22 protein-coding genes and 1 pseudogene are annotated in these 23318 nt (G+C 65.4%); 20 read left to right on the forward strand and 3 right to left on the reverse strand.

The window, feature by feature from the left end; translation table 11 throughout:
• A partial coding sequence (locus RT567_RS00845; protein WP_313573674.1) for a DNA polymerase Y family protein occupies nucleotides 1-1369 on the forward strand: 1369 nt, incomplete at its 5' end.
• A complete protein-coding gene (locus RT567_RS00850) occupies nucleotides 1366-4638 on the forward strand; it encodes an error-prone DNA polymerase (protein WP_125999587.1) in 3273 nt (1090 codons plus the stop codon). The genes RT567_RS00845 and RT567_RS00850, both read left to right, overlap by 4 nt.
• Before the next feature lie 239 nt (nucleotides 4639-4877).
• On the opposite strand, the gene RT567_RS00855 is transcribed toward RT567_RS00850, so the two are convergent.
• Nucleotides 4878-5468, reverse strand: coding sequence for an SOS response-associated peptidase (locus tag RT567_RS00855; RefSeq protein WP_125999586.1), 591 nt, complete (start codon nucleotides 5466-5468; stop codon nucleotides 4878-4880).
• 234 nt (nucleotides 5469-5702) lie between these two features.
• On the opposite strand from RT567_RS00855, the gene RT567_RS00860 reads away from it, so the two are divergent.
• The 5 genes from RT567_RS00860 to RT567_RS00880 all read left to right on the forward strand — a co-directional run bounded on the left by RT567_RS00860 (nucleotide 5703) and on the right by RT567_RS00880 (nucleotide 10208).
• The gene (locus tag RT567_RS00860) at nucleotides 5703-6899 is read left to right on the forward strand and encodes a DUF932 domain-containing protein (RefSeq protein ID WP_125999585.1); all 1197 of its coding nucleotides are present in this window, start codon (nucleotides 5703-5705) and stop codon (nucleotides 6897-6899) included.
• Nucleotides 6900-7071: 172 nt separating this feature from the next.
• A complete protein-coding gene (locus RT567_RS00865; RefSeq protein ID WP_288077403.1) occupies nucleotides 7072-9210 on the forward strand; it encodes a ParB/RepB/Spo0J family partition protein in 2139 nt (712 codons plus the stop codon).
• 58 nt (nucleotides 9211-9268) lie between these two features.
• Entirely contained in the window at nucleotides 9269-9490 is a 222-nt protein-coding gene (locus tag RT567_RS00870) for a hypothetical protein (protein WP_125999891.1), read from the forward strand.
• 71 nt (nucleotides 9491-9561) lie between these two features.
• Nucleotides 9562-9975, forward strand: coding sequence for a hypothetical protein (locus RT567_RS00875; protein ID WP_125999892.1), 414 nt, complete (start codon nucleotides 9562-9564; stop codon nucleotides 9973-9975).
• Nucleotides 9972-10208 carry a DUF6117 family protein gene (locus RT567_RS00880; protein WP_125999893.1) on the forward strand — a complete coding sequence of 79 codons (237 nt, stop codon included), beginning with the start codon at nucleotides 9972-9974 and terminating at the stop codon, nucleotides 10206-10208. Before RT567_RS00875 ends, RT567_RS00880 begins: the two co-directional genes overlap by 4 nt.
• A 6-nt stretch (nucleotides 10209-10214) precedes the next feature.
• Here the strand turns inward: RT567_RS00880 and RT567_RS00885 are convergent, their stop codons facing one another.
• Nucleotides 10215-10574 carry a hypothetical protein gene (locus RT567_RS00885; RefSeq protein ID WP_206435108.1) on the reverse strand — a complete coding sequence of 120 codons (360 nt, stop codon included), beginning with the start codon at nucleotides 10572-10574 and terminating at the stop codon, nucleotides 10215-10217.
• Between the two features lie 239 nt (nucleotides 10575-10813).
• On the opposite strand from RT567_RS00885, the gene RT567_RS00890 reads away from it, so the two are divergent.
• From RT567_RS00890 to RT567_RS00905, 4 genes are all read left to right on the forward strand, one after another.
• Entirely contained in the window at nucleotides 10814-11251 is a 438-nt protein-coding gene (locus RT567_RS00890) for an antirestriction protein (protein WP_125999894.1), read from the forward strand.
• Nucleotides 11252-11407: 156 nt separating this feature from the next.
• Nucleotides 11408-15730, forward strand: a complete 4323-nt coding sequence (locus RT567_RS00895; RefSeq protein WP_288077399.1) for a strawberry notch-like NTP hydrolase domain-containing protein — start codon at nucleotides 11408-11410, stop codon at nucleotides 15728-15730.
• Entirely contained in the window at nucleotides 15730-16776 is a 1047-nt protein-coding gene (locus RT567_RS00900; protein ID WP_125999897.1) for a toprim domain-containing protein, read from the forward strand. The genes RT567_RS00895 and RT567_RS00900 overlap by 1 nt, the downstream gene beginning before the upstream one ends.
• 319 nt (nucleotides 16777-17095) lie before the next feature.
• On the forward strand, nucleotides 17096-18022 hold the full coding sequence (locus tag RT567_RS00905) for a DUF2493 domain-containing protein (protein WP_037520527.1): 927 nt from the start codon (nucleotides 17096-17098) through the stop codon (nucleotides 18020-18022).
• A gap of 73 nt (nucleotides 18023-18095) precedes the next feature.
• Here RT567_RS00905 and RT567_RS00910 read toward each other — a convergent pair whose 3' ends face one another.
• Entirely contained in the window at nucleotides 18096-18305 is a 210-nt protein-coding gene (locus RT567_RS00910; protein WP_125999898.1) for a hypothetical protein, read from the reverse strand.
• A 313-nt stretch (nucleotides 18306-18618) separates the two neighbouring features.
• Between RT567_RS00910 and RT567_RS00915 the strand changes: the two genes are divergently transcribed.
• From RT567_RS00915 to RT567_RS00955, 9 genes and pseudogenes are all read left to right on the forward strand, one after another.
• Nucleotides 18619-18786: a hypothetical protein gene (locus RT567_RS00915; RefSeq protein WP_164546176.1), complete on the forward strand. Its 168-nt coding sequence runs from the start codon at nucleotides 18619-18621 to the stop codon at nucleotides 18784-18786.
• 138 nt (nucleotides 18787-18924) lie between these two features.
• A complete protein-coding gene (locus RT567_RS00920) occupies nucleotides 18925-19368 on the forward strand; it encodes a hypothetical protein (protein ID WP_037520530.1) in 444 nt (147 codons plus the stop codon).
• A gap of 562 nt (nucleotides 19369-19930) precedes the next feature.
• Entirely contained in the window at nucleotides 19931-20257 is a 327-nt protein-coding gene (locus tag RT567_RS00925; RefSeq protein WP_037520531.1) for a DUF736 domain-containing protein, read from the forward strand.
• A gap of 185 nt (nucleotides 20258-20442) precedes the next feature.
• Nucleotides 20443-20685 carry a helix-turn-helix domain-containing protein gene (locus RT567_RS00930; protein ID WP_037520532.1) on the forward strand — a complete coding sequence of 81 codons (243 nt, stop codon included), beginning with the start codon at nucleotides 20443-20445 and terminating at the stop codon, nucleotides 20683-20685.
• A gap of 120 nt (nucleotides 20686-20805) precedes the next feature.
• The gene (locus RT567_RS00935) at nucleotides 20806-21069 is read left to right on the forward strand and encodes a DNA -binding domain-containing protein (RefSeq protein ID WP_037520533.1); all 264 of its coding nucleotides are present in this window, start codon (nucleotides 20806-20808) and stop codon (nucleotides 21067-21069) included.
• A 118-nt stretch (nucleotides 21070-21187) separates the two neighbouring features.
• Nucleotides 21188-21322: pseudogene (locus RT567_RS00940) on the forward strand (transcriptional regulator domain-containing protein); the annotation flags it as partial.
• A gap of 31 nt (nucleotides 21323-21353) precedes the next feature.
• Entirely contained in the window at nucleotides 21354-21950 is a 597-nt protein-coding gene (locus RT567_RS00945) for a DUF2285 domain-containing protein (protein WP_125999900.1), read from the forward strand.
• Between the two features lie 126 nt (nucleotides 21951-22076).
• Nucleotides 22077-22361 carry a helix-turn-helix transcriptional regulator gene (locus RT567_RS00950; protein ID WP_037520534.1) on the forward strand — a complete coding sequence of 95 codons (285 nt, stop codon included), beginning with the start codon at nucleotides 22077-22079 and terminating at the stop codon, nucleotides 22359-22361.
• Nucleotides 22358-23260, forward strand: a complete 903-nt coding sequence (locus RT567_RS00955) for a replication initiator protein A (protein WP_206435111.1) — start codon at nucleotides 22358-22360, stop codon at nucleotides 23258-23260. The genes RT567_RS00950 and RT567_RS00955 overlap by 4 nt, the downstream gene beginning before the upstream one ends.
• Nucleotides 23261-23318 lie beyond the last annotated feature (58 nt).

Genomic DNA, 23318 nt, shown 5'->3' on the forward strand with positions numbered 1-23318 from the left:
CGCCGCCGCCCACGCTGCGGGCCTGCGCGTCGGCATGCCCGTCACCAAGGCGCAGGTCCTGGCGCCCGGTCTCATCGTGCAGGACGCCAACCCGGCAGGCGACGCCGAGGCGCTCGACCGGCTCGCGACCTGGCTCCTCCGATACGCTCCCGTCGTCGCTCCCGATCCGCCGGACGGGATCATCATCGACTCGACTGGCGCCGATCATCTCCATGGCGGCGAAAGTGCAATGCTGGACGGCCTCATCGGCCGGCTTGCCATGTCCGGGATCGCGGCTCGGGGCGCGATCGCCAACACCTGGGGCGCTGCGCACGCTCTGGCCCGCTATGCCCCGCAGATCGCACCGGACCGACACGGCGCATCCATAATGGAGCCTTTGCCGCTCGCGGCGCTACGCATCGCCGCGTCTACCGTCGCCGCGCTGCGGACGCTCGGTTTCGATACGGTGGGCGATCTTCTCGCGCAGCCTCGGGCGCCGCTCACCTTGCGCTTCGGCCCCGAACTTGGCCGCCGCATCGATCAAGCCCTCGGCCAGGCGGCCGAGCCGATCGAGCCGGTCCGGCCGGTCGATCTCATCGAAGTGCGCCGCGCCTTCGCCGAGCCGATTGCCGCGGCTGAGACCATAGCCCGGTATATCGCCAAGCTCGTCGGCCAGCTCTGCGAGCGTCTCGAGGCCGGCGGCTTGGGCGCTCGCAGACTTGACCTCATCTGCCACGGCGTCGACAGCCGCGCCCAAGCCGTCAGGGTCGGCATGGCAACGCCGGTCCGCGACGTTAAGCGCCTGACGCGTCTGCTCTGCGACAAGATCGAGACCATCGAACCCGGCTTTGGCATCGAGGTGATGACGCTCGCCGCGAGCGTCGCCGAGCCGCTTGAGCGCAGGCAGATCGTCAATTCCCTCATCGAGGAAAGCACGCCGGACGTCTCCGATCTCATCGACACGTTGATGAACCGGGTGGGAGAGCGCGCCCTTTATCGACTTGCTCCCGTCGCAAGCGACGTTCCCGAGCGATCCGTCTGCCGCATCCCGGCGATGGCGGCCGACACGGGGGCGAGCTGGCCCGGCCATTGGCCGAGGCCCTCACGCCTTCTGCCTCAACCCGAGTTGGTCGAGACGGTGGCGCTGTTGCCCGACCATCCGCCGGTCTCCTTCACCTGGCGCGGCGTGCGCCGGCGCCTGCGTCGCGGCGACGGCCCGGAGCGCGTCTTCGGCGAATGGTGGAAGCGCGACGCCGAGCTGGTCGCCGTGCGCGACTATTTTCGGGTCGAGGACGACGCTGGCGAGCGCTACTGGCTCTACCGCGCTGGCGATGGCGAGGACACCGCCACGGGCTCGCACCGATGGTTCATCCATGGGGTCTTCGGATGAGCGAGCCCCGCTACGTCGAGCTTCAGGTCACCTCGCATTTCAGCTTCCTGCGCGGCGCGTCGTCCTGCGAGGAGCTGTTCGCCCAGGCGGCGCTTGCCGGGATCGAGGCGGTGGCCGTCGTTGACCGCAACTCCCTCGCCGGCATCGTGCGCGCCCATGAGGTCGCGAAGACGACCGGCGTGCGCCTGATCGTCGGATGCCGCCTCGACCTCGCCGACGGCATGTCGGTGCTGGTCTATCCGACCGACCGCCCCGCCTATTCGCGCCTCTGCCGTCTGCTCTCGCTCGGCAAGGGTCGCGGCGGCAAGGCCAAATGCATTCTCGAATGGCCGGACCTCGTAGCCTATGGCGATGGCCTGGTCGCCGTCCTCGTGCCCGACCTCGCCGATGACGAGTGCGGCTTCAGATTGCGCCGGCTTCGCGACGCGTTCGGTGACCGCGCCTACGTCGCCCTCACGCTACACCGTCGCCCCAATGACCAGCTTCGCCTTCACGAGGTGTCGAACCTCGCCGCGCAAATGCGCGTGCCCACGGTGGTGACGAACGACATCCTCTTTCACGAGCCGGGTCGCCGCGTTCTGCAAGACGTCGTGACCTGCATCCGCCACAACGTCACGATCGACGCCCTCGGCGATCGACGCGAACGTCACGCCGACCGCTACATCAAGCCGCCGGACGAGATGCACCGGCTGTTCAGCCGCTATCCGGAAGCGCTTGCTCGCTCTATCCAGATCGCTGATCGCTGCCGCTTCAGCCTCGACGAGCTTGCCTATCAATATCCGGAGGAGCGTGACGATCCGGCGCTCTCGCCGCAAGAAGCGCTGGCGAGGCTGACCTGGGCAGGCGCATCGGAGCGCTATCCCGAGGGCGTGCCCGACAGCGTGACCGCCGCGCTCCAGCATGAGCTGCGGCTGATCGAGAAGCTGGATTACGCGCCCTACTTCCTGACAGTGAATTCGATCGTTCGCTTCGCCCGATCGAAAGACATCCTCTGCCAGGGTCGCGGCTCGGCCGCCAATTCGGCTGTCTGCTACGTCCTCGGCATCACGTCGATCGATCCTGGTCGCAATGACCTGCTCTTCGAGCGCTTCGTGTCCGAGGAACGCCGAGAGCCGCCCGATATCGACGTCGATTTCGAGCACGAGCGGCGCGAGATCGTCATGCAGTGGGTGTTCGACACCTACGGCCGTGACCACGCCGCGCTCTGCTCCACCGTCATTCGCTACCGCACCAAGGGCGCGCTGCGTGATGTCGGCAAGGCGCTCGGCCTGCCCGAAGACCTGATCGGCACCTTGTCGTCGCAGGTCTGGGCCTGGTCCGAGGAAGGCGTCGAGCCAAAGCATGTTGAGGAGCTGAACCTCAATCTCGCCGACCGCCGCCTTCGCCTGACCCTCGATCTCGCGCGACAGCTCATGGGCGCGCCACGCCATCTCAGCCAGCATCCAGGCGGCTTCGTCCTAACCCATGACAGGCTCGACGATCTGGTCCCGATCGAGCCCGCTGCGATGAAGGACCGGCAGGTCATCGAGTGGGACAAAGACGATATCGACGCGCTCAAGTTCATGAAGGTCGACGTCCTGGCGCTCGGGATGCTGACCTGCATGAAGAAGGGGCTGGATCTTCTGGCCGAGCACAAGGGTGTCAATCTCGACCTCGCCTCCATCCCGGCCGAGGACCCGCGCACCTACGCGATGATACGAAAGGCGGACACGCTCGGCACTTTCCAGATCGAGAGCCGGGCCCAGATGTCGATGCTGCCGCGGCTCAAGCCACGCACTTATTACGATCTCGTCGTGCAGGTCGCGATCGTCCGACCAGGTCCGATCCAGGGCGACATGGTGCATCCCTATCTTCGTCGCCGGGAGGGCCTTGAGCCCGTCCACTACCCGAAGCCCGAGCTGGAGAAGGTGCTCGGCAAGACTCTCGGCGTGCCGCTTTTTCAAGAGCAGGCGATGCGTGTCGCGATCGAATGCGCCGGCTTCACCCCCGGCGAGGCCGACATGCTCCGCAAGTCGATGGCCACTTTCAAGTTCACGGGCGGCGTTTCGCATTTCCGCGACAAGCTGATCGCCGGCATGGTCTCCAACGGCTACGAGCAGGCGTTTGCCGAGCAGACCTTCAAGCAGCTTGAAGGCTTCGGCAGTTACGGATTTCCGGAAAGCCACGCAGCCTCTTTTGCACTGATCGCCTACGCCTCGGCCTGGCTTAAATGCTGGCACCCGGAAATCTTCTGCGCCGCGTTGCTGAACAGCCAGCCCATGGGCTTCTATGCGCCGGCACAGATTGTTCGCGATGCGCGCGATCATGGCGTCGAGATCCGCCCGGTCTGCGCCAACGCTTCGCGATGGGACTGCACCCTTGAGCCCACCGGCAGCGAGGAGCGGCTCGCCGTTCGTCTGGGTCTGCGAATGGTCAAAGGTCTGGCCAACGCCCATGGCGCGGCAATCGTCGCGGCGCGGGCGGAGCAGCCCTTCGCCTCCATAGACGACCTCTGGCGCCGGGCCGGTGCGCCCGTCGCGGCGCTCACGCAGATCGCCGAGGCGGACGGGTTTCGTCCGCCCTTCGGTCTCGCACGTCGTGAAGCCTTGTGGGCGATCAAGGCGTTGCGCGACGAGCCACTCCCGCTTTTTGCCGCTGCGTCGGCCCGTGAGTCTGATATCGTGCCCGAGGTCGCCGAGCCGACCGTCCTCCTCCGCCCCATGACAGCGGGTGGCGAGGTGGTCGAAGACTACCGGCATGTCAGCCTGTCACTGCGGGACCATCCGGTCTCGTTCCTCCGTCAGGACCTGCGCCGCCGTCGAATGGTCACTTGCCAGGAGGCGATGGACGCCAAAGACGGTCGATGGCTGGAGGCGGCCGGCATTGTGCTGGTTCGACAGCGGCCCGGCAGCGCAAAGGGCGTCATGTTCATCACGCTTGAAGACGAAAGCGGGATCGCCAATCTCGTGGTGTGGCCCAAGGTCTTCGAGCAAAACCGGCGCACGATCCTGTCGGCCGGCATGATCGCAGTGCGCGGCCGCGTCCAGCGCGAGGGCGAAGTGGTCCATCTTGTCGCCCAGCGGCTGACGGACCTTTCCGGCGAGTTGGCGAGTGTTGGTGAATGCGACGCTGCCTTCCCGCTGCGACATGGACGCGGCGACGAATTCTCCCGAGGCTCGCCAACGCCCGACCCGCGGGGCCTGGCGCCCGCGGGGCTAAGGACGCGCGACATCTATATCCGCGACTTACACATTGACTCGATCAAGGTGAAGACACGGGATTTCCGGTAACGGTAACGTTCACGACGCTGGCCGCGACCGCCACTCGCCGCTCTTGCGCTGGACAACGATCCCATTCCGGGCCGCAACCTCCGTGCCTCTCTCGGTTCGATGGGCCGGAATGAAAGGTGGGTGACGTCACCGTCGCCCCGTCGCCAACCTCGACTAAGCCGCTTGGGCCGCCGTTGCCGTCGTCTTTGACAACGACGCGACCGCCCGAGACGGCATGGCTATGGGGAAGGTGAACCGCATCAGCCGACCTGCTCGACAAGGAGTGATCCTGCCGGCAGCGGCCGAATGATTGATTGCGCTGAAACCGACGGATCGAGCCAGTCGGCCCAGGCATCACGCTCGACAATGACAATCTGCCGATCATGATACGGCGCTATGTCGGGACCCGGCTCCATGGTGAGCATTGTGAAGGCCTGCCCGACGTCCTTGGTCTCCCGCCAGATTCCGGCCACACAGAAAATCGGATTGTCCCGCATCGTGAAAAGCCACTTGTCCTTGCGCTTCTTCTTTGGATCGGCCGGCGCGGTGAACTCGTAAAATCCGTCGGCGACGATCAAACAGCGGCCTGACACAAGCTCACGCCCGTCCGAACGGAAGTTATAGACCGGTCGCTTGTTCGGCCCGGGCCAGCTCCACCGCCGCTGGACCAGATCGCCCTGATTGCGGGAACCCTCTATGGTCCTGACGATCGGCGCGACGTCGGTAATCTTGATGTCCTGCCGCGCTTCGATGTTCGGCGCGCCTTCGCTGAAGACAATCTTGATCTTCAGATCAGCGAACTCCTCAATGATCGACGCAACATCGACAGTTAACCTGTAATCGTTGCACACACGCTCATCTCCTCCCGTCTTGGATGGAGCCCCTCGGTTGTATCGCGGTTCTGATAATGCATATCGCCTCTAAGGGGGAAAGCCTTCCCCTGCGGCCGAGCCCAAGGTCTCGGCCTACCCCTTCTGCGGGGAGACCCCGCAACGCCCCCTGAGAGCGAGAGTGCTGAGGGATTTTCCGTGACGGGTTGAGGGCTGGAGAAGAGGTCTCTGGCGCCCGTCATGGAGATTGGTCCCATGACCCAGCTTTCAGTTCTCGATGCGCGCCGCGACGCCAGTGGCGGTTACAAGGTCGATGTCGGCCGCGGCGAGCGGATCGGCCGCGTTTCGTCGGAATGGTTTTCCCGGCCGGCAGACGAACGGTATCTGTCGTTGTCCGAACTCGCGCACTCCGTTCGCGACCGCGCCGACCGCAGCCGGACGCGCATGGTGGAGAGCGCTCTCATCCACGTTGAAGCGAACCGCAGCGACCCGGAGCGGCTGGCGCTCATCCTGCCAGGCACGGATACGCCCATCGCCCCCACCCATTGGAGCTTCGGCCAACTGGCCAGCCTGGTCGGCGCGCCGGCAGCCTATCTGCGCCAGCTCCCGGCGCCGCTTGCCGCGATCAACCTGCAATATGGCCTGACGTCCAATCGGGCGGAGCAGATCAAGACACTCGAGGCCGACAACGGCCGCGTCGAACTGCGCGCCGTCACCGGCCCGGACTATGGCCGTATCTACGACTACGAGCTGGTCGAGGCAGTGCAGCGCATCGCCGGCAATGGCACCGGCGACACGCGCTGGAAAGTGCCCGGCGTGCTCGACTGGTCGACCGGCATCTACAATCCGCGTGTCGACATCACCAAGGACACAACGACGCTCTACGCCTCGGATCGCGACGTCTTCCTCTTCCTCGTCGACGATTTGAACCCGATCGAGGCCGGCCGGCTGCCGGACGGCTCGCCGGATCTCTATTTCCGGGGCTTCTACTGCTGGAACTCAGAGGTCGGCGCCAAGACGCTCGGCATGGCGAGCTTCTATCTGCGCGCGGTCTGCCAGAACCGGAATCTCTGGGGTGTGGAGGATTTCGAGGAGATCACCATTCGCCACTCCAAGTATGCCGCCAACCGCTTCGCCCATGAGGCGGCGCCGGCGCTGGCGAACTTCGCCAATTCCTCAGCCCTGCCTTTCGTCAACGGCATCAAGATGGCCCGCGAGCGAATCGTGGCGCGCACCGACGAGGATCGTATCGACTTCCTGCGCCGCCGCGGCTTCTCGAAGGCCGAGACCGGCAAGATTATCGACACGGTGCTGGCCGAAGAAGGGCGGCCGCCCGAGACCATCTTCGATTTTGTGCAGGGCATCACCGCCGTCGCACGCGACAAGCCCCATCAGGACGCTCGCCTCGACATGGAGGCTAAGGCGAAGAAGCTGCTCGATCGAGCCGCCTGACATCCGCAAAGCGGGAGATGCGGATTTCCGTGTCTCCGGCTTTGCGCTTCCGCGTGTCCTCAATTCCGGTCCCCGGCGCTGCCCCCTTTAGAGGAAGAGGGCGGCGCTTCGCTTCGTGACGGGTTTAGGGCTGAGAGAGAGTCTCTCGGCGCCCGTCGCGGAGACTACCCCGATGGCTACTGCCGTTCAGAAGATCACCCTGTCGTCCTCGCGCGACATCCCCTTCAACAAACTGGTTCTGTCCCAGTCCAACGTCCGGCGCGTGAAGGCCGGCGTCTCGATCGAAGACCTGGCGGCCTCGATCGCCCGTCGCGGCCTGATCCAGAGCCTCAGCGTCCAGCCCGTCATCGACGCGGAAGGTGTTGAGACCGGCATGTTCGAGGTTCCGGCCGGTGGCCGTCGCTTCCGCGCCCTCGAACTGCTGGTGAAGCAGAAGCGCCTCGCCAAGATCGCACCGGTGCCCTGCATCGTACGCGACAATGACAGTGAGATCCTCGCCGAAGAGGTCTCGCTCGCAGAGAATATCGAGCGTGCTCCGCTCCATCCCCTCGATCAGTTCCGCGCCTTTCAGGACATGCGCGCCAAGCATATGACCGAGGAGGAAATCGCCGCGGCGTTCTTCGTGCCCGTCAACATGGTCAAGCAGCGGCTGCGACTTGCCTCGGTCTCGCAGGCGCTCCTCGACGTCTATGCCGACGACGGCATGACGCTGGAGCAGCTCATGGCGTTCACGGTCTCCGAAGACCATGCGCGCCAGCAGCAGGTCTGGGACACGATCAAGGACGCCTGGTCCAAGGAACCCTACCAGATCCGGCGTATGCTGACCGAGACGACGGTGCGCGCTTCCGACAAGCGTGCCATCTTCGTCGGCATCGAGGCCTATGAAGCGGCGGGCGGCACCGTCATGCGCGACCTGTTCCAGTCCGACGACGGCGGATGGCTTCAGGACGCGGGCCTCCTCGACAGCCTCGTTGGCGAGAAGCTGAAGGCCGAAGCCGAGACGATCGCGGCCGAAGGGTGGAAGTGGATCGAAGTGGCCGTGAGCTTCCCGTACGATGCGGCACGCGGCCTGCAGGAGATCACCGGCACGCCGCTCGACCTCTCGCCCGAAGAGCAGGCGACCATTGACGCGCTGAACGCCGAAATGGCGAAGCTGGAAGCCGAGTATCAGGACGCCGACGAGCTGCCGGATGAGGTGGATCAGCGTCTGGGCGAAATCGAGACCGCGCTCGCGAGCTTCGAGGATCGTCCGGTTCACTACGAGCTGGCTGACATCGCCATCGCCGGCGTGTTTGTCAGCATCGACGCCAACGGCTCGCTGACGGTGGATCGCGGTTTTGTCCGCCCCGAGGACGTTCCAGTTATCCCGGTCGACGGCAACGGCGACGGCGACAGCGGCTCGGAGACCGATAGCGTATCGGGCGCAACCGCCGGCCAGACGGTCCAGCGCGCCGTCATTACCATCGGCGGCCAGCCCACCGAGACTGAAGATGACGACGAAGACGACGCCATCAAGCCGCTGCCCGAGCGCCTGGTCATCGAGTTGACCGCCTACCGCACGCTCGCGCTTCGCGACGCCGTCGCGAACAACCCGCATGTCGCCATGACGGCGCTGCTGCACAAGTTCGTCTCGGACCGGTTCATGACCCGCATGTATAACGGCGTCATGGAAGCGGGCGTGAAGCACATCTACTTCCCCGCGCAGGACGAGAGTCTCGCCGACAGCCCTCCCGCCCGTGCGGTGCAGGAGCGGCACGACGCCTGGGCGAGCGACATCCCGAAAGACGACGATGCGCTTTGGGATTGGCTGGCTGGCCTGGACGACACCAGCCGCATGGCGCTGCTGGCCCACTGCGTCAGCTACGGCGTCAACGCCCTTTACGAGCGGCCGAATCCGCACAGCTCCAGCGGCGTGTCGCAGCATACGCTCGACATGCGGCTCACCCAGGCCGACCGCCTGACGCGCGCGACCGGGCTGGACATGGTGGAGGCCGGCTGGCGTCCGACCTTCGGCAACTACCTCAATCGCGTAACCAAGCCGCGCATCCTCGAAGCAGTCCGCGAGGCGAAGGGCGAACAGGCCGCCCAACTCATCGACCACCTGAAGAAGGGCGATATGGCCAAGGAGGCCGAACGGCTCCTGGCCGATAGTGGCTGGCTGCCCGAGCCGCTGCGGCTCGCTGATGTTGCCGATCAGCCTGAGGGCGGCGACGCCGGTGACGCCGAGGCGCTGCCGGACTTCCTCGCTGGTGACGATGACGAGGTGATCGAAGCCGACGAGGATGCGTCCGACCTGATCGCTGCCGAATAGGCCACTTGGCGGGGAGCGACGCTGATCGCTCCCCGTTGCTTGTCTCAAGGAGCCTTAGATGGAAACATCCGGCACCGACGCGCCGCGCCGCGTCGTCTTCCAATATCTCGTCCCGGTTCACGTCGAGGTCGAAGATGGCCTCGTCTGCCGCGTGACGGTGATCGACGAAACGCCTGTGCGCGGTCCCACCGTCGTCGAGGGCGACAGCGCCTACCTCAACGACGCGGTCCGCGCCTCCGACGACGGTCAGCCGTGGCCGTCCTGGCAGTTCGGGTACTGACCCAAACCACACCCCAACATCCACCCCGAGCCCGGCCATACGCCGGGCTCTTTTCGTTTCAGGAGACCGCCATGGCGGACTATTTCACACGCTTCTCGTGCCTGCTGGACGTGGGCACCATCGAGAACGCCGCGCGCGCGCTCGACATCTACAACGAGCTGATGGCGCAGAACGCCACGGAAGACCCTCCGGCGGAGCCGTTCCTGCTCTCGATCGAGCCGGAACATGGCGCCACGCGGCTCTGGATGCGTGATCCCGGCACCGCCGACCCGCAGCTCCTCATCACCTTCGTGACGCAGTGCGCAGAAGCGTTCGGCTTGGCCGGACGCTGGGGCTTCCAATGGGCGGGCGTCGCCTCCGAACCGCGTATCGACGGCTTCTCCGGTGGCGCCCATGTCCTTGACCTGACGACCGGGCAGACCGTGGAATGGATGAGCAGCAGCCGCTGGCTCGCCGACCGCCTCGCTGCGGGAGGCGCGTCATGAGCATCCCGGATCATGCGCGTGAAAATTTCGAAACTTTGCTTCGCGCAGCAGCGGACGGCAATCTGGCACTTTTGGAATGCGCGGACACAGCCACCGGAGAAACCCGCTACGTCATCTGCGCGGTCGGCCGCGACGATGGTGATTACGTGTTCACCCCGTTCGGCCATCTCGCCGACGGCGATCCATACGAGGCTTACACGCCTCCAAATAGCGGTGACGGGATCGCGGATTGATATCCGCTACCAGACCGCGACTTCCCACTGGCCGTTCACGCGCGCGAAGCCGACCGGCCGGTTCTGCGGTGTGGCGTTGGCCCGCGTTGTATCCATCGTGAGCTGCGTCATGCACGTCACGCCAGGACCGACGGCACCCGGAGAGCAATCGCCAAGCTTCAGCGTCGCATTGGCGAGCGACGTTCCCGTGAACAGCCGGTGGCGACGGACAGCGGCGATCGCTTCTTCCTCGCTCGGCTGCGCGACGCCGGCGACGGCCGCGGCCGACGATCCGCCCGGCGAAATCAGGGGTCGCGCGAAGAATCCCGCGCCGAACCCCACCACCAGGCACCCCGCCGCCACAATGCCGATCGCACTTCCCTTCATCGCCGTCTCCCTGGACCTCGCTCGGTGAAGCGGACGCGCGTCCTCGATCGTCAACGCCGCCGCCCGCCATGTGTTGGATGAAGGAGTGTAGCGGCGCGCGGCCGACCTCGGAATACGAAGCGGTCAAAAGGTCATCGCGCGCGCCAGAGCGAGAGGAGGCCGGGACGGGTTCGAGCCGGTGCGGTCGAAAGAGAGCGCCTGCCGGCTCCACCGTTTCCCGCTCTCCCGAGGTGCCCCCCATGACCGAGACGACAGCCCACGCCGAATATTCCCTCGACCGCTCCGCGCTGCTTGTGCCGGATGCTCGTCGAATGGATTTCCTTCCGACCCTCTTCGGCCGCCAGCATCTCCTGATCGGAGAGATGACGGTCTATCACCACATGGAGCGTCTCAGCCCACGCGATTATCGAGGCGGTCTCTGGGACTTCTATGAGCACGACGGAAAGCCGCTTTACCTCGCGCCAGCCTCGAAGCCCCGCCTTCAGATCATCTGCGACACGAACGGCTATGAAGGCGAGGTGTCCGCCGGCGCGGCAGGGATTATCGCCACGCTCTTCGCCTTCTCCCATCTTTCCTTCCAGTATCCCGTCGACCTGATGGCGGAGGGATACAGCCGCCTTTACGACTATGCGGCGGAGCACCCCGAGTCCGCCGAGATCTTCCAGGCGATCGATTGAGCGCTGCGACCCGCCGAGCGCCTGGCCTTCCGGTCAGGCGCTTTTTTCATGCCTGTCGTTCAGAGGAAGAGGTTCGCCGGGACGGGTTTGAGCCGGTGCGGTCGAGAGAGAGCGCCTGCCGGCTCCTCCGTTTCCCGCTCTCCCGAGGTGCCCTCCATGCCTATCGCTTCCCCAACCGCGGCCGTTCCGGCCGCGCCGTCTCCGCTTGCCGCGAGCCCGGCACCGGCCGCCATCCTCGCTGCGGCCCACCACCTGCTTCCGCATCTTGAGCGGGGCGAGCCCGTCGATGCCACAACCTTGCGCGGCGCGATGGAGGCAGCGTTCGACGCTTCCGACACGTCTGGCGCCTGGGACTGGAAGACGGCCTACGAGGCCTGCGAAGTGGCGACGGTGCTGTTTCTGCGCAAATACGGAAAGGCGGTTTTCCGCAAGTCGGGATCTCCGGCCGCCAGCCTCACGATGCTGGCCAAGATCGGGAGCCTGTTGCCGACACATACCCGGCGTTCTGAGGAGACGCAGGCCTTCCAGCAGTTCTCGACGCCGGTGCCCCTCGGCCTCGCTGCGCTCGCTGCCGCCGCCATCACACCTGTCGATCGTGTGCTGGAGCCCTCGGCGGGAACCGGGCTGCTCGCGGTCCTGGCCGAAACGGCGGGTGCGACGCTGATGCTCAACGAGCTGGCCGAAACCCGTGCAGCGCTTCTTTCCTCCCTCTTTCCGGCCATCCCCGTCACGCGGTTCGACGCCGCCCAGATCGATGACCATCTCGATCCGACCGCTATGCCAAGCGTCGTACTGATGAACCCGCCCTTTTCTGTAATGGCGAATGTCAGCGGCCGAGTAGCCGACGCGGCCTATCGCCATGTAGCCTCGGCCCTCGCCCGGCTCGCCGATGGCGGACGGCTCGTGACGATCACGGGCGCCAGCTTCGCGCCTGAGCTACCTGCCTGGCGCGACGCCTTTGTCCGCTTGCAGCAGCGCGGACGTGTCGTGTTCACGGCGGCGATCGACGGCTCGGTCTATGCCAAGCATGGCACGACCATCGAGACCCGCCTGACCGTCATCGACAAGGCACCTGCCGACGACCCCACCGCGTTTCCGCCATCGGCTGGCCTCGCGCAGGATGTGGCGACGCTGCTCGGCTGGATCGAAACCCAGGCCCCGTCGCGCCTGCCGGTCGCGCTGCCGCCGCTCGCGTCTATCGCACCGACGCCCCGCACCGTGCGCGGCTATCTCGCCCGCGCCACGTCATCATCGCCAAGCCGAGCGATAGCCGAACCAGAGGGCGTCGAACTCGCCTATGAAACCGTCGACTGGACGCCGCCCGAGGGTGGCCGGCTGACCGACGCCATTTATGAGGAATACGGGCTTCAGGCGATCCGGATTCCCGGCGCGCAGCCGCACCCGACCAAGCTGGTCCAGTCGGCGGCGATGGCCTCGGTCGCACCGCCGAAGCCAAGCTATCGGCCGACGCTCCCCGCCAGCATCGTCACCGACGGCATTCTGTCCGACGCCCAGCTCGAAACCGTGATCTATGCCGGCGAGGCCCATGGCGAATTCCTCGCCGGAGCCTGGACCGTTGACGAAACCTTCGACCTCGTCTCGGCCGCGCCGGATGATGCTCAGCACGCCGTCCGCTTCCGCCGCGGCTTCATGCTGGGCGACGGCACCGGCGCCGGCAAGGGCCGCCAGTCGGCCGGCATCATCCTCGACAACTGGATGCGCGGACGCCGTAAAGCGGTCTGGATTTCCAAATCCGACAAGCTGCTGGAGGACGCGCAGCGCGACTGGTCGGCGCTTGGCATGGAACGCCTGCTGGTGACGCCGCTGTCGCGCTTCCCGCAGGGCAAGCCGATCACCCTCGGCCAAGGCGTCCTATTCACCACCTATGCCACGCTACGGTCCGACGACCGTGGGGAGAAGCTTTCGCGCGTCAAGCAGATCGTCGAATGGTTGGGTTCCGACTTCGATGGAGTGATCATCTTCGACGAGAGCCACGCCATGCAGAACGCCGCCGGCGGCAAGGGCGAACGCGGCGACGTCTCGGCCTCGCAGCAGGGCCGCGCGGGCCTGCGGCTTCAGCATGCCTTGCCGAACGCGCGTGTCGTCTATGTCTCGGCGACCGGAGCGACCACCGTCCACAATCTTGCCTATGCGCAGCGGCTCGGCCTCTGGGGTGGCGAGGATTTCCCCTTCGCCACGCGGGCCGATTTTGTCGAAGCCATTGAGGATGGCGGCGTCGCGGCAATGGAAGTGCTGGCCCGTGATCTTCGCTCACTCGGCCTCTACACCTCTCGCTCCCTCTCCTACGACGGCGTCGAATATGAACTGGTCGAGCACCAGCTCACGCCCGAGCAGACGCGCATCTACGATGCCTATGCCGGGGCGTTTTCGATCATTCACAACAATCTCGACGCAGCGATGCAAGCCGCCAACATCACCGGCGATGGCGGCACGCTGAACCGCCAGGCCAAGTCCGCTGCCCGCTCGGCCTTCGAAAGCGCCAAGCAGCGGTTCTTCGGTCATCTCCTCACCAGCATGAAAACGCCGACCCTGATCCGGTCGATCGATCAGGATCTCGCCGATGGCCACGCCGCTGTCATCCAGATCGTCTCGACCGGCGAGGCGCTGATGCAACGCCGCCTGGCCGAGATCCCGACCGAGGAATGGAACGACGTCCGCGTCGACATAACGCCAAGGGAGTATGTTCTCGATTACCTCGCCCATTCCTTTCCGGTGCAGCTTTACGAGCCCTTCTCCGATAGCGCGGGCAATCTGTCGTCGCGGCCGGTCTATCGGGACGGCCAGCCCGTCGAGAGCCGGGAGGCCGTGGCCCGACGCGACGAGCTGATCGAGACGCTCGCCAGCTTGCCGCCGGTCCCGGGCGCGCTCGACCAGATCGTCCAGCGCTTCGGCACGGATATCGTCGCAGAAGTCACCGGCAGGTCCCGTCGCATTGTCCGAAGGGGCGAACGCCTCGCCGTCGAGAACCGCGCCGCTTCGGCCAATCTGGCGGAAACCTCAGCCTTCATGGACGACCTGAAGCGCATCCTCGTCTTCTCGGATGCTGGCGGTACGGGCCGCAGCTATCACGCCGACCTGTCGGCGCGGAACCAGCGGCTTCGCGTCCACTACCTGCTCGAACCCGGCTGGAAGGCCGACGCCGCCATCCAGGGACTTGGTCGCACCAACCGCACCAACCAGGCACAGCCGCCGCTGTTCAGGCCGATCGCCACCGACGTGAAGGCCGAAAAGCGCTTCCTCTCGACGATCGCACGCCGGCTCGACACGCTGGGCGCAATCACGCGCGGCCAGCGCCAGACCGGCGGTCAGGGCCTCTTCCGGCCCGAGGACAATCTGGAATCGCACTATGCGCGCGATGCGCTGCGCCAGCTCTATCTCCTGTTGGTCCGCGGCAAGGTCGAGGGTTGCTCGCTCCAGATGTTCGAAAACGCCACCGGGCTGAAGCTGACGGACGACAACGGCATCAAGGACGAGTTGCCGCCGATCACCACCTTCCTCAACCGGTTGCTGGCGCTGACGATCGACCTGCAGGGCATCCTGTTCACGGCGTTCGAGCAGCTCTTGAACGCCAAGATCGAGGGCGCCGTCGCCAGCGGCGTCTATGACCTTGGGCTGGAGACGCTCCAGGCCGAGAGCTTTGTCGTCACCGACCGTCGCACCATCCATGTCCATCCGGGCGCTGGCGCCGAGACGCAGTTGCTTACGATCACCCGGCGCGAACGCAACCGGCCGACCTCACTCGATGCCGCGTTCGATTTTCTCGCAGACCCACGCGCGAAGCTGCTGGTCAACGGCCGCTCCGGCCGAGCCGCCGTGCAGGTTACGGCATCGTCGATCATGCTCGACGATGGCGAGATCGAACGGCGCGTGGCGCTGATCCGCCCGATGGAACAGCATCACGCTACCCTGCGCTCGATGGACGAGAGCCATTGGGAGGAAACCGATCGGAACGGCTTCATGGAGGCTTGGACGGCCGAGATAGCCGAGGTGCCGGAATTCGCCGACAGCACGATCCACATCGTCGCCGGATTGCTGCTGCCGATCTGGAAGCGCCTGCCGAACGAGTCGACCCGTGTCTATCGGCTTCAGACCGATGCAGGCGAGCGCATCATCGGCCGTCGTGTCTCGCCGGCCTGGGTGGCGGGCGCATTGGCGTCGGGCGCCAACACGCTCACGCCGGAGGACGCCTTCACGGCATTGATTGACGGCCGGACCATCCTCGACCTCGCCGAGGCTATGCAACTCCGCCGCGTCCGCGTCATGGGCGCCAACCGCATCGAACTGTCCGGCTTCACCAACGCGATGCGCGATCGCCTGCGAGCCTATGGCCTGTTCAGCGAGATCATCTCGTGGAAGCTGCGCTTTTTCGTGCCCACCGACGCTTCCGGTCCGTCGATCCTCGCCAAGGTGCTGGAGCGCTTTCCCGTCGAGCGCATCGGCGAGCGGGAGGCAGCGTGATGGTCCGTCATGATGCTTCCGAACTGGCGCAACGTCTCGGCCGACAGGCCGAGGCGGTCTGCCGTCATTATCTGTCGGCCGGACATCGCGAGGGCCGTTACTGGCTGGTCGGCGATGTCCGCAACACGCCGGGCCGCTCGATGTTCGTGCGCCTGAAAGGCGGCGACACCGGCAAGGGGGCCGCAGGCAAATGGACCGATGCCGCGACCGGTGAGCATGGCGACCTGCTGGACGTCATTCGCGAGAGCTGCGGCCTTATCGACTTCAAGGATGTCGCCGACGAGGCGCGCACCTTCCTGTCGATGCCACATCCCGAGCCGGAGCACCCGCACGGTAACGAGCGCAGACTACCGGCCCCAACGGGATCGCCCGAAGCGGCGCGAAGGCTCATCGGCATGTCGCAGCCGATTTTGGGCACTGTCGTGGAAACGTATCTGCGGGAACGTGCGATTACGGCTTTGCACGGCACCGGATCACTGCGGTTCCACCCCCGTTGCTATTATCGCCCTGACGAGCATTCCCCGACCGAGACCTGGCCGGCGATGATTGCGTCCGTCACCGACTTGGCTGGCCGGATCACTGGCGCGCATCGCACCTGGCTCGCCCCAGACGGCTCGGACAAAGCGCCGATCGACACACCGAGGCGAGCGATGGGCGACCTTCTCGGTCACGCGGTCCGCTTCGGTGTACCGGGCGACGTCATGGCGGCGGGCGAAGGCATCGAGACGGTGCTGTCGCTGCGATGCGTCTTGCCCGGAATGGCCATGGCGGCGGCGCTCTCGGCAGCGCATCTCTCCGCCATCCTGTTCCCCGAAACACTGCGCAGGCTCTATATCGCGCGTGACAACGACCCGGCTGGCGACGGTGCGATGGCGACGCTGATCGAACGGGCGAACGCGGCCGGGATCGAGGCGATCGTCGTGTCTCCGAGGCTGGGCGACTTCAACGAGGATCTCCGCCTGGTTGGACTGGAAAGCCTGCGGGCAGCGGCGCGGGTACAGATCGCTCCCCATGACGTCGCACGCTTCATGGCACTGGCGGCATAGCCCGCAAGGAGAATGCTGGTGGCGGCAACGCCGTCGCTTAGCACTCGCTCGGATGCTCCCAGGTGTCGGGGAGAGCCGCAACCCGGCCTTCGAGAGGGCGATCGGCCAGCAAACGGCCCGGACCGACAACGTCGGCGCCCGACTATTTTCCGGCGCCCCTTCGGGCCTTTCCATCGCGAAACAAAATAGCCGGCCTCCGCCGTCCTCCGCTGCGCTCCGGCCCTCTCGCTTCGCTCCGGGTGCAGGTCCGGACCGCCTGCCGGCTTTCGTCGCCAGAAGGCCGCGAGGGTCGCGGTCACACCGACGAAGGAGCATCCCGATGAGCGAGCACGACGACAGCTACGAGCCGCATCACGAATCATCCCCCACCGACCACGTTCTCTCCGAGCTTCAGCTTTATGGCTACCGTCCCTTCGCGGACGAACCCGACGGAAGGCCGCTGCCCGAAGGAAACCACGTCGCCGGCGCCATCGCCGATGTCTTCGACGCCCTGATCGTCACCCTGGAAGACACCCGCCTCGAGCCCGACCTCGACGACCTCCTCTGGTCGACCGTCAACGTCTTCCACCGCGCCACCGACCGGATCGAACGCGAGCTGGACGACAATGAGCAGGCGCAGCGCCGTGGGCAACGCGAACAGGATGGCTCCGAGGTGAAGGCCGTCGAGCTGGAGCGCCTGACGGCCGAAGGGCAGACGATGATCGAACGTCGCAATGCCTTCGAGCTGATGCGCGACCAGGCCGCGGAGCACTACGAACGGCACACCGGCTCACCCTGGCGTCCCCGCAGCGGATCGATGGTCAACCATCGCAACCTTACCTCGGCAATGATCGACAGCCGCGACTTCCTCGCCGCGAAGAAGCGTGCCGACAACGAGGTTCTGCTTCCGGCCGGTCCTAAGATCGCCGTCACCGGTGGGCTCGATTTCAACGATCACACGCTGATCTGGGCCAAGCTCGACCAGGTCCACGCCAAGCATCCCGACATGGTGCTGATCCACGGCAAGTCACCGAAGGGCGCCGAGAAGATCGCCTCCCGCTGGGCCGACCATCGCAAGGTGCCGCAGGTCGGATTTGCTCCAGACTGGACCAAACACGCCAAGGCCGCTCCGTTCAAACGCAATGATCAGATGCTCGACGTCCTGCCGATCGGGGTCATGCACTTCCCGGGCACCGGCATTCAGGACAACCTCGCCGACAAGGCGAAGAAGCTCGGCATCCCAGTCTGGAAATTCGGCGGCGCTTAAGCGCCGCCCTTACGTTTCTCTGCATTGATGCCATCCCGCAGAAGCGCGTTGGCGTATTCTCGCAAAGCCGCTTTCAGTCCGGCTTGCCTGTCACTGCTATCCGGGCGGATCGCGCATAGTGCGCGAGCTCAGTATCGCTCTCGATCAGCGCATCGAGCAGCGTCTTCATATCCGCCTGGTCGGAGGAAGACTGAAAGGGACCCGGCTGACGTTCGATGGCCAACACGGCGATCGCGAGAGCCTTCTTCACGAGATGCAGATCTCTACCTATGAACTCCGCCATTGGCCCTCCCTCGCGACACCACGCCTGACGTCGGCAGAATATCTTAGATCCTCGTCCAGCGGCACTTGGCTGGAGCAAAGCAGAGTAAGGTTCGAGGCCAGTAACGTTGGTCTCCTTACACGAGAACCACCCCCGCCTTTCAGCGCTGATCCTTGGTTCAGCCGCAGACTTGTCGCCATCAACCCATAAAGGGTCGGCTATGCGAGCATGCCGCCGCTGCGGCTGCGCCTGCGCGGTGATTGCAGTCCACGGCCGAACACTTCGGGCGCCTGTCGGCGGGGGATGGTCCCCCGCTCCAGCAGGAGCCAAGCAAATGTCCCTCAACGACGCTCACGCCTTCGCCTTCAGCCTCGCCACAACCCTGATGGCCGCCATCGTCATCTTCCAGGCCGGAGACGGCACCGTGTCGGTGGCTCCCGCCAGCGAATACGACGGGGACGCCTCGGAGATCATCCATGAGATCGACCCCTTCGCCCCGTAACCGGCGCGATCCGCTGCCGGGCGGAGATCCTCAGCGATTTCCGCTCCCGGCGCGGACGCATTTCGGCTACAGTTGCCATGCGCCGTGGTGGTGGTGGAAGGCGCGACCGTCAGACCAATCGTCACGGAGTCCACCGCCATGATCATTCTCGCAATTCTCGCCTCGCTCGCCGCTATTGCCGCGCTGTGCTGGCTGCTGTTCACTCTCGCCGTCTTCGCATTGCCGGCCTTCGTCGGCGTGACCGTCGGCGCTTGGGCGCACGGCACCGGCGCCGGCATCGTGGGCGCCATTCTTGTCGGCTTGGTCGCTGCGGCGATCACTCTTGCCATCGGCAACCTCATGATCGCGTTCGTGCGACCCATCTGGCTGAAGCTGCTTGTCGCCATCGCCTTTGTTGCCCCGGCCGCGCTCGCCGGCTTCCATGCCACCCACGGCATCGTCAAACACCTCATGCCGTCCGACGGTTGGCAGATGGCCTTCTCGATCATCGGCGCGATTGCCGTTGGCATTACCGCCTTCGTGCGGGTCGCCGGGATGGCGACGGCCCCCGCCCCATCCGGTCCGGGCCTCGCGCGAGCCTGACCACATTCAGCGCCGATGCGACGGACCAAAATCACGTTGGCGCCAACGCCTCCGCAGTCTGAGGCGCGTGTGGCTGGAGCGTGGAGCGAAACTCGACGCTAGACCCTGCGCACGACCCCGCTAAAGCGCTCCGGGGCAACTGCATCGGCGTGCGCGACCTGCTACCGGGCGTCACGATCCCTCCGATAGCGGCGACGGCGAGGATGCAGCGCGACTTGCCTGTACGAGGGGGCAATCGCCAGGGGGTCCCGCATCAGCGCCGGTATGCCGATGCAGGGTGGCCGCCATCTTCTCCGTTTCCTGGCCCGTGTCTCAACCGCTCCAAACGGCCTCTTCAATGGCCTGATCTGGCCGAAGGCCGGCTGCGCCTCGATCGCCTATGACGCAACAGCCGCGTCAGACTTTCTTCCCCTGCCGGCTACGCCGCCATTCCTCGCGGGACAAGAAACCCCTCCTTAGCTGTCCAGCCCCTTCGGGGTGCGCCGTCGATCGCCTCCGGCCAACCGATCGCCATCGAGGCCGCAATGGTGCGGGCTCGAATACGGAAAAACGGAGACTTACCATGGCGACCATCGGCACCTTCAAGAAGACCGTCTCGAACGAGTTCACCGGCGAAATCGTCACCCTCAGCGTCCAGGCCAAGGGCGTGCGCATCGTCCCCGACACCCGCGCCACCGGCGAAAACGCTCCGAGCCACCGGGTTCTGGTCGGCCGTGCCGAGATCGGGGCCGCCTGGACCAAGCGCTCCAACGAGGGCCGCGACTATCTGGGCCTCAAGCTGGACGACCCTTCGTTCAACAGCCCCATCTACGCCAACCTCTTCGACGACGAGGACGCGGACACCTACTCGCTGATCTGGTCCCGTCCCAACGGGCGGCGCAGCGACTGAGGACCCGCGTCAGGCCCCGGCCGGAAGGCCGGGGCCTTCGCATTCTCGAACGACCGAATCAGGCAGCGGCTTCGACACCGGCAGTCCGCTCGCCGAGGGCGAAATTGCTGGAATTCAGAGGCGAGAGCGACTATTATAGTCGTAGTTTTAGCGTGCGCGTAGGACCGTGTGGGAGGTGATCATGCATGATCACCGCCCGACAATTTCGGGCCGCACGCGCGTTGCTGGGTTGGACACAGGAGACGCTCGCGGACAAGGCCCGGGTCTCATTGACCGCTCTCAAGCGCCTCGAATCCCATAGCGGGCTGGAGGTGTACGAGACGACTCGCGATGAGGTGAGACGAGCTTTCGAACGCGCCGGCATCGTCTTCCTGAACTCCGACCAGGGCAAGGGAGTGCTGTTGGTCGATGCTAAGAAAGACGCCTGATTTTCCGGTTATCGCGGCAACGCGACGACGTCGCGCATGTGTTGCCCGCTTCATCATTGCGATCAAATCAGCGTTAACAATGTTTCCCGGAATGGATAAACCGCGTCTTCGGGGGATGTTGTGACCAAGACGGACTTTCTCGACCAGCCACCGGGCGGCGCGGCGCTGACGGCCTACGATCGGACGCATCTAAAGCTCTACGCCCGTCTGCTCGATGCCGAGGCGCAAGGGGCGGATTGGCGAGAGGTGGCTAAAGTCCTCTTCGACCTCGAGGCCGATCGGGACGAGCCCCGCGCTCGGCAGGTCTACGACGCACATCTTGAACGCGCCAGATGGATGACGCAGGGCGGCTTCTGCGAGTTCCTTGGCTCCCGCGCGCACTGAGGTGATGCGGAACGCGCATCACCTTGATCCACCTTCGTTATTCCCAAGCCTCATTCAACTTGGAATCGTGCCCCATGCATAACTCGCGTTGCGTCTTATTGCGCGGAGGCGGTGGAGGATGTCCGAGGACGAAAGCTGGCGGTCTGAGGCCGCTTACGATTACATCGATGCGCTAACGCCCGGTGATCTTGCCTGGGAGTTTCTGCGGCGCAACCCAGACTACAGAAAATCCTATCGGGAGCTGATAGCCGTCGGGCGCTTGAGCGAGAGCGCCGCGCGCGAGTTTGCCGCCCAATGGGGGTTGCGATTTCGTCGCCGACCCGCGCAACTCGGCGCTAATCCAGCCGATCTTCTGGACCCCGCAAGTCGATCCGGCTGCGATCATCCTGACGACAGGCCCAGCGCCCGATGGTCCCCCGTTCACCGCTGAAGATGTGCACGCCCATGTAATCCTTCAGTATGACGAGGCGCTCGTCCGGCTTGAGATGCGACGCGAAAGCTTTGACGTCGCGCTGACCGCATTGTCCAGCCGCCAAGCGCTCGCCGCGCTTCTCATTCTCGATGATCTGCTGCCGGACCGCCTCACCGCTTTGGCGCGCTTCTGGGCCGCCATCAAGAACCGGCGTGCGCCCGCCGACCCCCGAGTCACGCCGCAGCGCCAGCGGCGCGCTCGCCTGATGCTCCGCGTCGTCGACGCCCGTGTCGCAGGAGCGAGCTACCGCCAGATCGCCGCGCAGCTCTTCCCGAACCTCAAACACGACTCGGAAACCTGGGTCGAGAACCCTGTCCGCGAGACGACGGTCCGCCTTGCCCGGGACGGCCTGGCGTTCGTCCGTGGCGGCTACCGCAAAATCCTTCGGCTTCCGCGTCGCTCGCGATGACACGCCCTCGGTGTCGAAAATAACTTCCTAATTCCGTTCCTGTCGAACGCGCCGGCCTCCCGCCACGGTGCTCGCATCCCGCCGCTCGTTCGCAGCGGCAACCAGCGAGCACACGGAGGTGCGATCATGGCCGAAATAGCCGCCAGTATTCCGCAGCGCTATCTCAGAACGCAGGAAGCCGCGCGGTTCCTCGGCCTATCCGAGCGCACGCTCGAAAAGCACCGTACCTACGGAACCGGCCCGACCTATCGCAAGCTTGGTGGTCGCGTCGTCTATGCGGTGGAAGACCTCCAGGCCTGGGCGGACCAGGGTCTCGTGACCTCCACCTCCGATCCACGCGCAGGCACTGTTCTGCCCGCCAAGCGTCAGCCGAAATCTCCCGCCACCGCCGGCGGGCGCTTTCCGCGCTGAGACGGCGCGCCATGCCGTCCCGCCACCAGCATCGCGATGAGCGTGCGCAGCTCGATCTGTTCCGGGCGCTGCCCGGCGATCTTGCGCCCCGCGATGCGCAGGACCTCATGGCCTATCCATTCTTCTCGCTCGCCAAGTCGAAGCGCCTGGCGCCGATCGACTTCAAGGCAGGCTCGGTGAAGATTCGCGTCGAAGCCGTCGCCGAGCACGGCATGGCGACGATCTGGGACGCCGACGTCCTGATCTGGGCCGCCTCGCAGATCGTCGAAGCACGCGACCTCGGCCTGCGGCCGTCGCGCCTAATGGCGACCACTCCCTATGAAATCCTCAACTTCATCGGTCGTGGCGTGTCGCTGCGCGATTACGACCGCTTGAAGGCCGCACTCGATCGGCTTCAGTCGACCACGGTGGCGACGTCCATCCGTCAGCCGACCGAGCGGCGGATGCACCGCTTCTCCTGGATCAACGAGTGGAAGGAACGCGCCGATCACCGAGGCCGCCCGCTCGGGCTCGAACTGATAGTCCCCGACTGGTTCTACGGCGCCGTGCTGGACGACGCGCTCGTACTCACGATCGACCGAAACTACTTCGGCCTGACCGGCGGGCTCGAACGCTGGCTCTACCGCCTGGTGCGCAAGCACGGCGGTCGCCAGGAGTTCGGCTGGAGCTTCGACTTCCCGCATCTCCATTCGAAGTCCGGCAGCCTCTCGCCGCTCAAGCACTTCGCCTACGACCTCCGCGACATCGTCAAACGCCAGCCGCTCCCCGGCTACCGCCTGACCATCGAGCAGGGCGTCGGCGGTCCGGAAATCCTCTCCTTCGTGCCGACCGATCCGGATGCCCTCGGCATCCCGCGCCGTCGTCGCCGGACCAAATCTCACCCTGGGGATAAGCTGTGAATAGTGTCGTGCTATCAGGGACCGGCACTATCGTGCCATCGGGGACCGGACTCTCGTG

It is taken from the genome of Brevundimonas sp. (assembly GCF_032107865.1).
GTDB lineage: Bacteria > Pseudomonadota > Alphaproteobacteria > Caulobacterales > Caulobacteraceae > Brevundimonas.

What these genes read in the sequence shown, in the direction of transcription:
- RT567_RS00880 (WP_125999893.1), top strand. Translation starts at nt 9,972, where the DNA reads ATGAGCATCCCGGATCATGCGCGTGAAAATTTCGAAACTTTGCTTCGC.
- RT567_RS00870 (WP_125999891.1), top strand. Translation starts at nt 9,269, where the DNA reads ATGGAAACATCCGGCACCGACGCGCCGCGCCGCGTCGTCTTCCAATAT.
- RT567_RS00860 (WP_125999585.1), top strand. Translation starts at nt 5,703, where the DNA reads ATGACCCAGCTTTCAGTTCTCGATGCGCGCCGCGACGCCAGTGGCGGT.
- RT567_RS00875 (WP_125999892.1), top strand. Translation starts at nt 9,562, where the DNA reads ATGGCGGACTATTTCACACGCTTCTCGTGCCTGCTGGACGTGGGCACC.
- RT567_RS00910 (WP_125999898.1), bottom strand. Translation starts at nt 18,305, where the DNA reads ATGGCGGAGTTCATAGGTAGAGATCTGCATCTCGTGAAGAAGGCTCTC.
- RT567_RS00890 (WP_125999894.1), top strand. Translation starts at nt 10,814, where the DNA reads ATGACCGAGACGACAGCCCACGCCGAATATTCCCTCGACCGCTCCGCG.
- RT567_RS00930 (WP_037520532.1), top strand. Translation starts at nt 20,443, where the DNA reads ATGATCACCGCCCGACAATTTCGGGCCGCACGCGCGTTGCTGGGTTGG.
- RT567_RS00900 (WP_125999897.1), top strand. Translation starts at nt 15,730, where the DNA reads ATGGTCCGTCATGATGCTTCCGAACTGGCGCAACGTCTCGGCCGACAG.
- RT567_RS00885 (WP_206435108.1), bottom strand. Translation starts at nt 10,574, where the DNA reads ATGAAGGGAAGTGCGATCGGCATTGTGGCGGCGGGGTGCCTGGTGGTG.
- RT567_RS00915 (WP_164546176.1), top strand. Translation starts at nt 18,619, where the DNA reads ATGTCCCTCAACGACGCTCACGCCTTCGCCTTCAGCCTCGCCACAACC.
- RT567_RS00925 (WP_037520531.1), top strand. Translation starts at nt 19,931, where the DNA reads ATGGCGACCATCGGCACCTTCAAGAAGACCGTCTCGAACGAGTTCACC.
- RT567_RS00920 (WP_037520530.1), top strand. Translation starts at nt 18,925, where the DNA reads ATGATCATTCTCGCAATTCTCGCCTCGCTCGCCGCTATTGCCGCGCTG.
- RT567_RS00850 (WP_125999587.1), top strand. Translation starts at nt 1,366, where the DNA reads ATGAGCGAGCCCCGCTACGTCGAGCTTCAGGTCACCTCGCATTTCAGC.
- RT567_RS00950 (WP_037520534.1), top strand. Translation starts at nt 22,077, where the DNA reads ATGGCCGAAATAGCCGCCAGTATTCCGCAGCGCTATCTCAGAACGCAG.
- RT567_RS00865 (WP_288077403.1), top strand. Translation starts at nt 7,072, where the DNA reads ATGGCTACTGCCGTTCAGAAGATCACCCTGTCGTCCTCGCGCGACATC.
- RT567_RS00895 (WP_288077399.1), top strand. Translation starts at nt 11,408, where the DNA reads ATGCCTATCGCTTCCCCAACCGCGGCCGTTCCGGCCGCGCCGTCTCCG.
- RT567_RS00905 (WP_037520527.1), top strand. Translation starts at nt 17,096, where the DNA reads ATGAGCGAGCACGACGACAGCTACGAGCCGCATCACGAATCATCCCCC.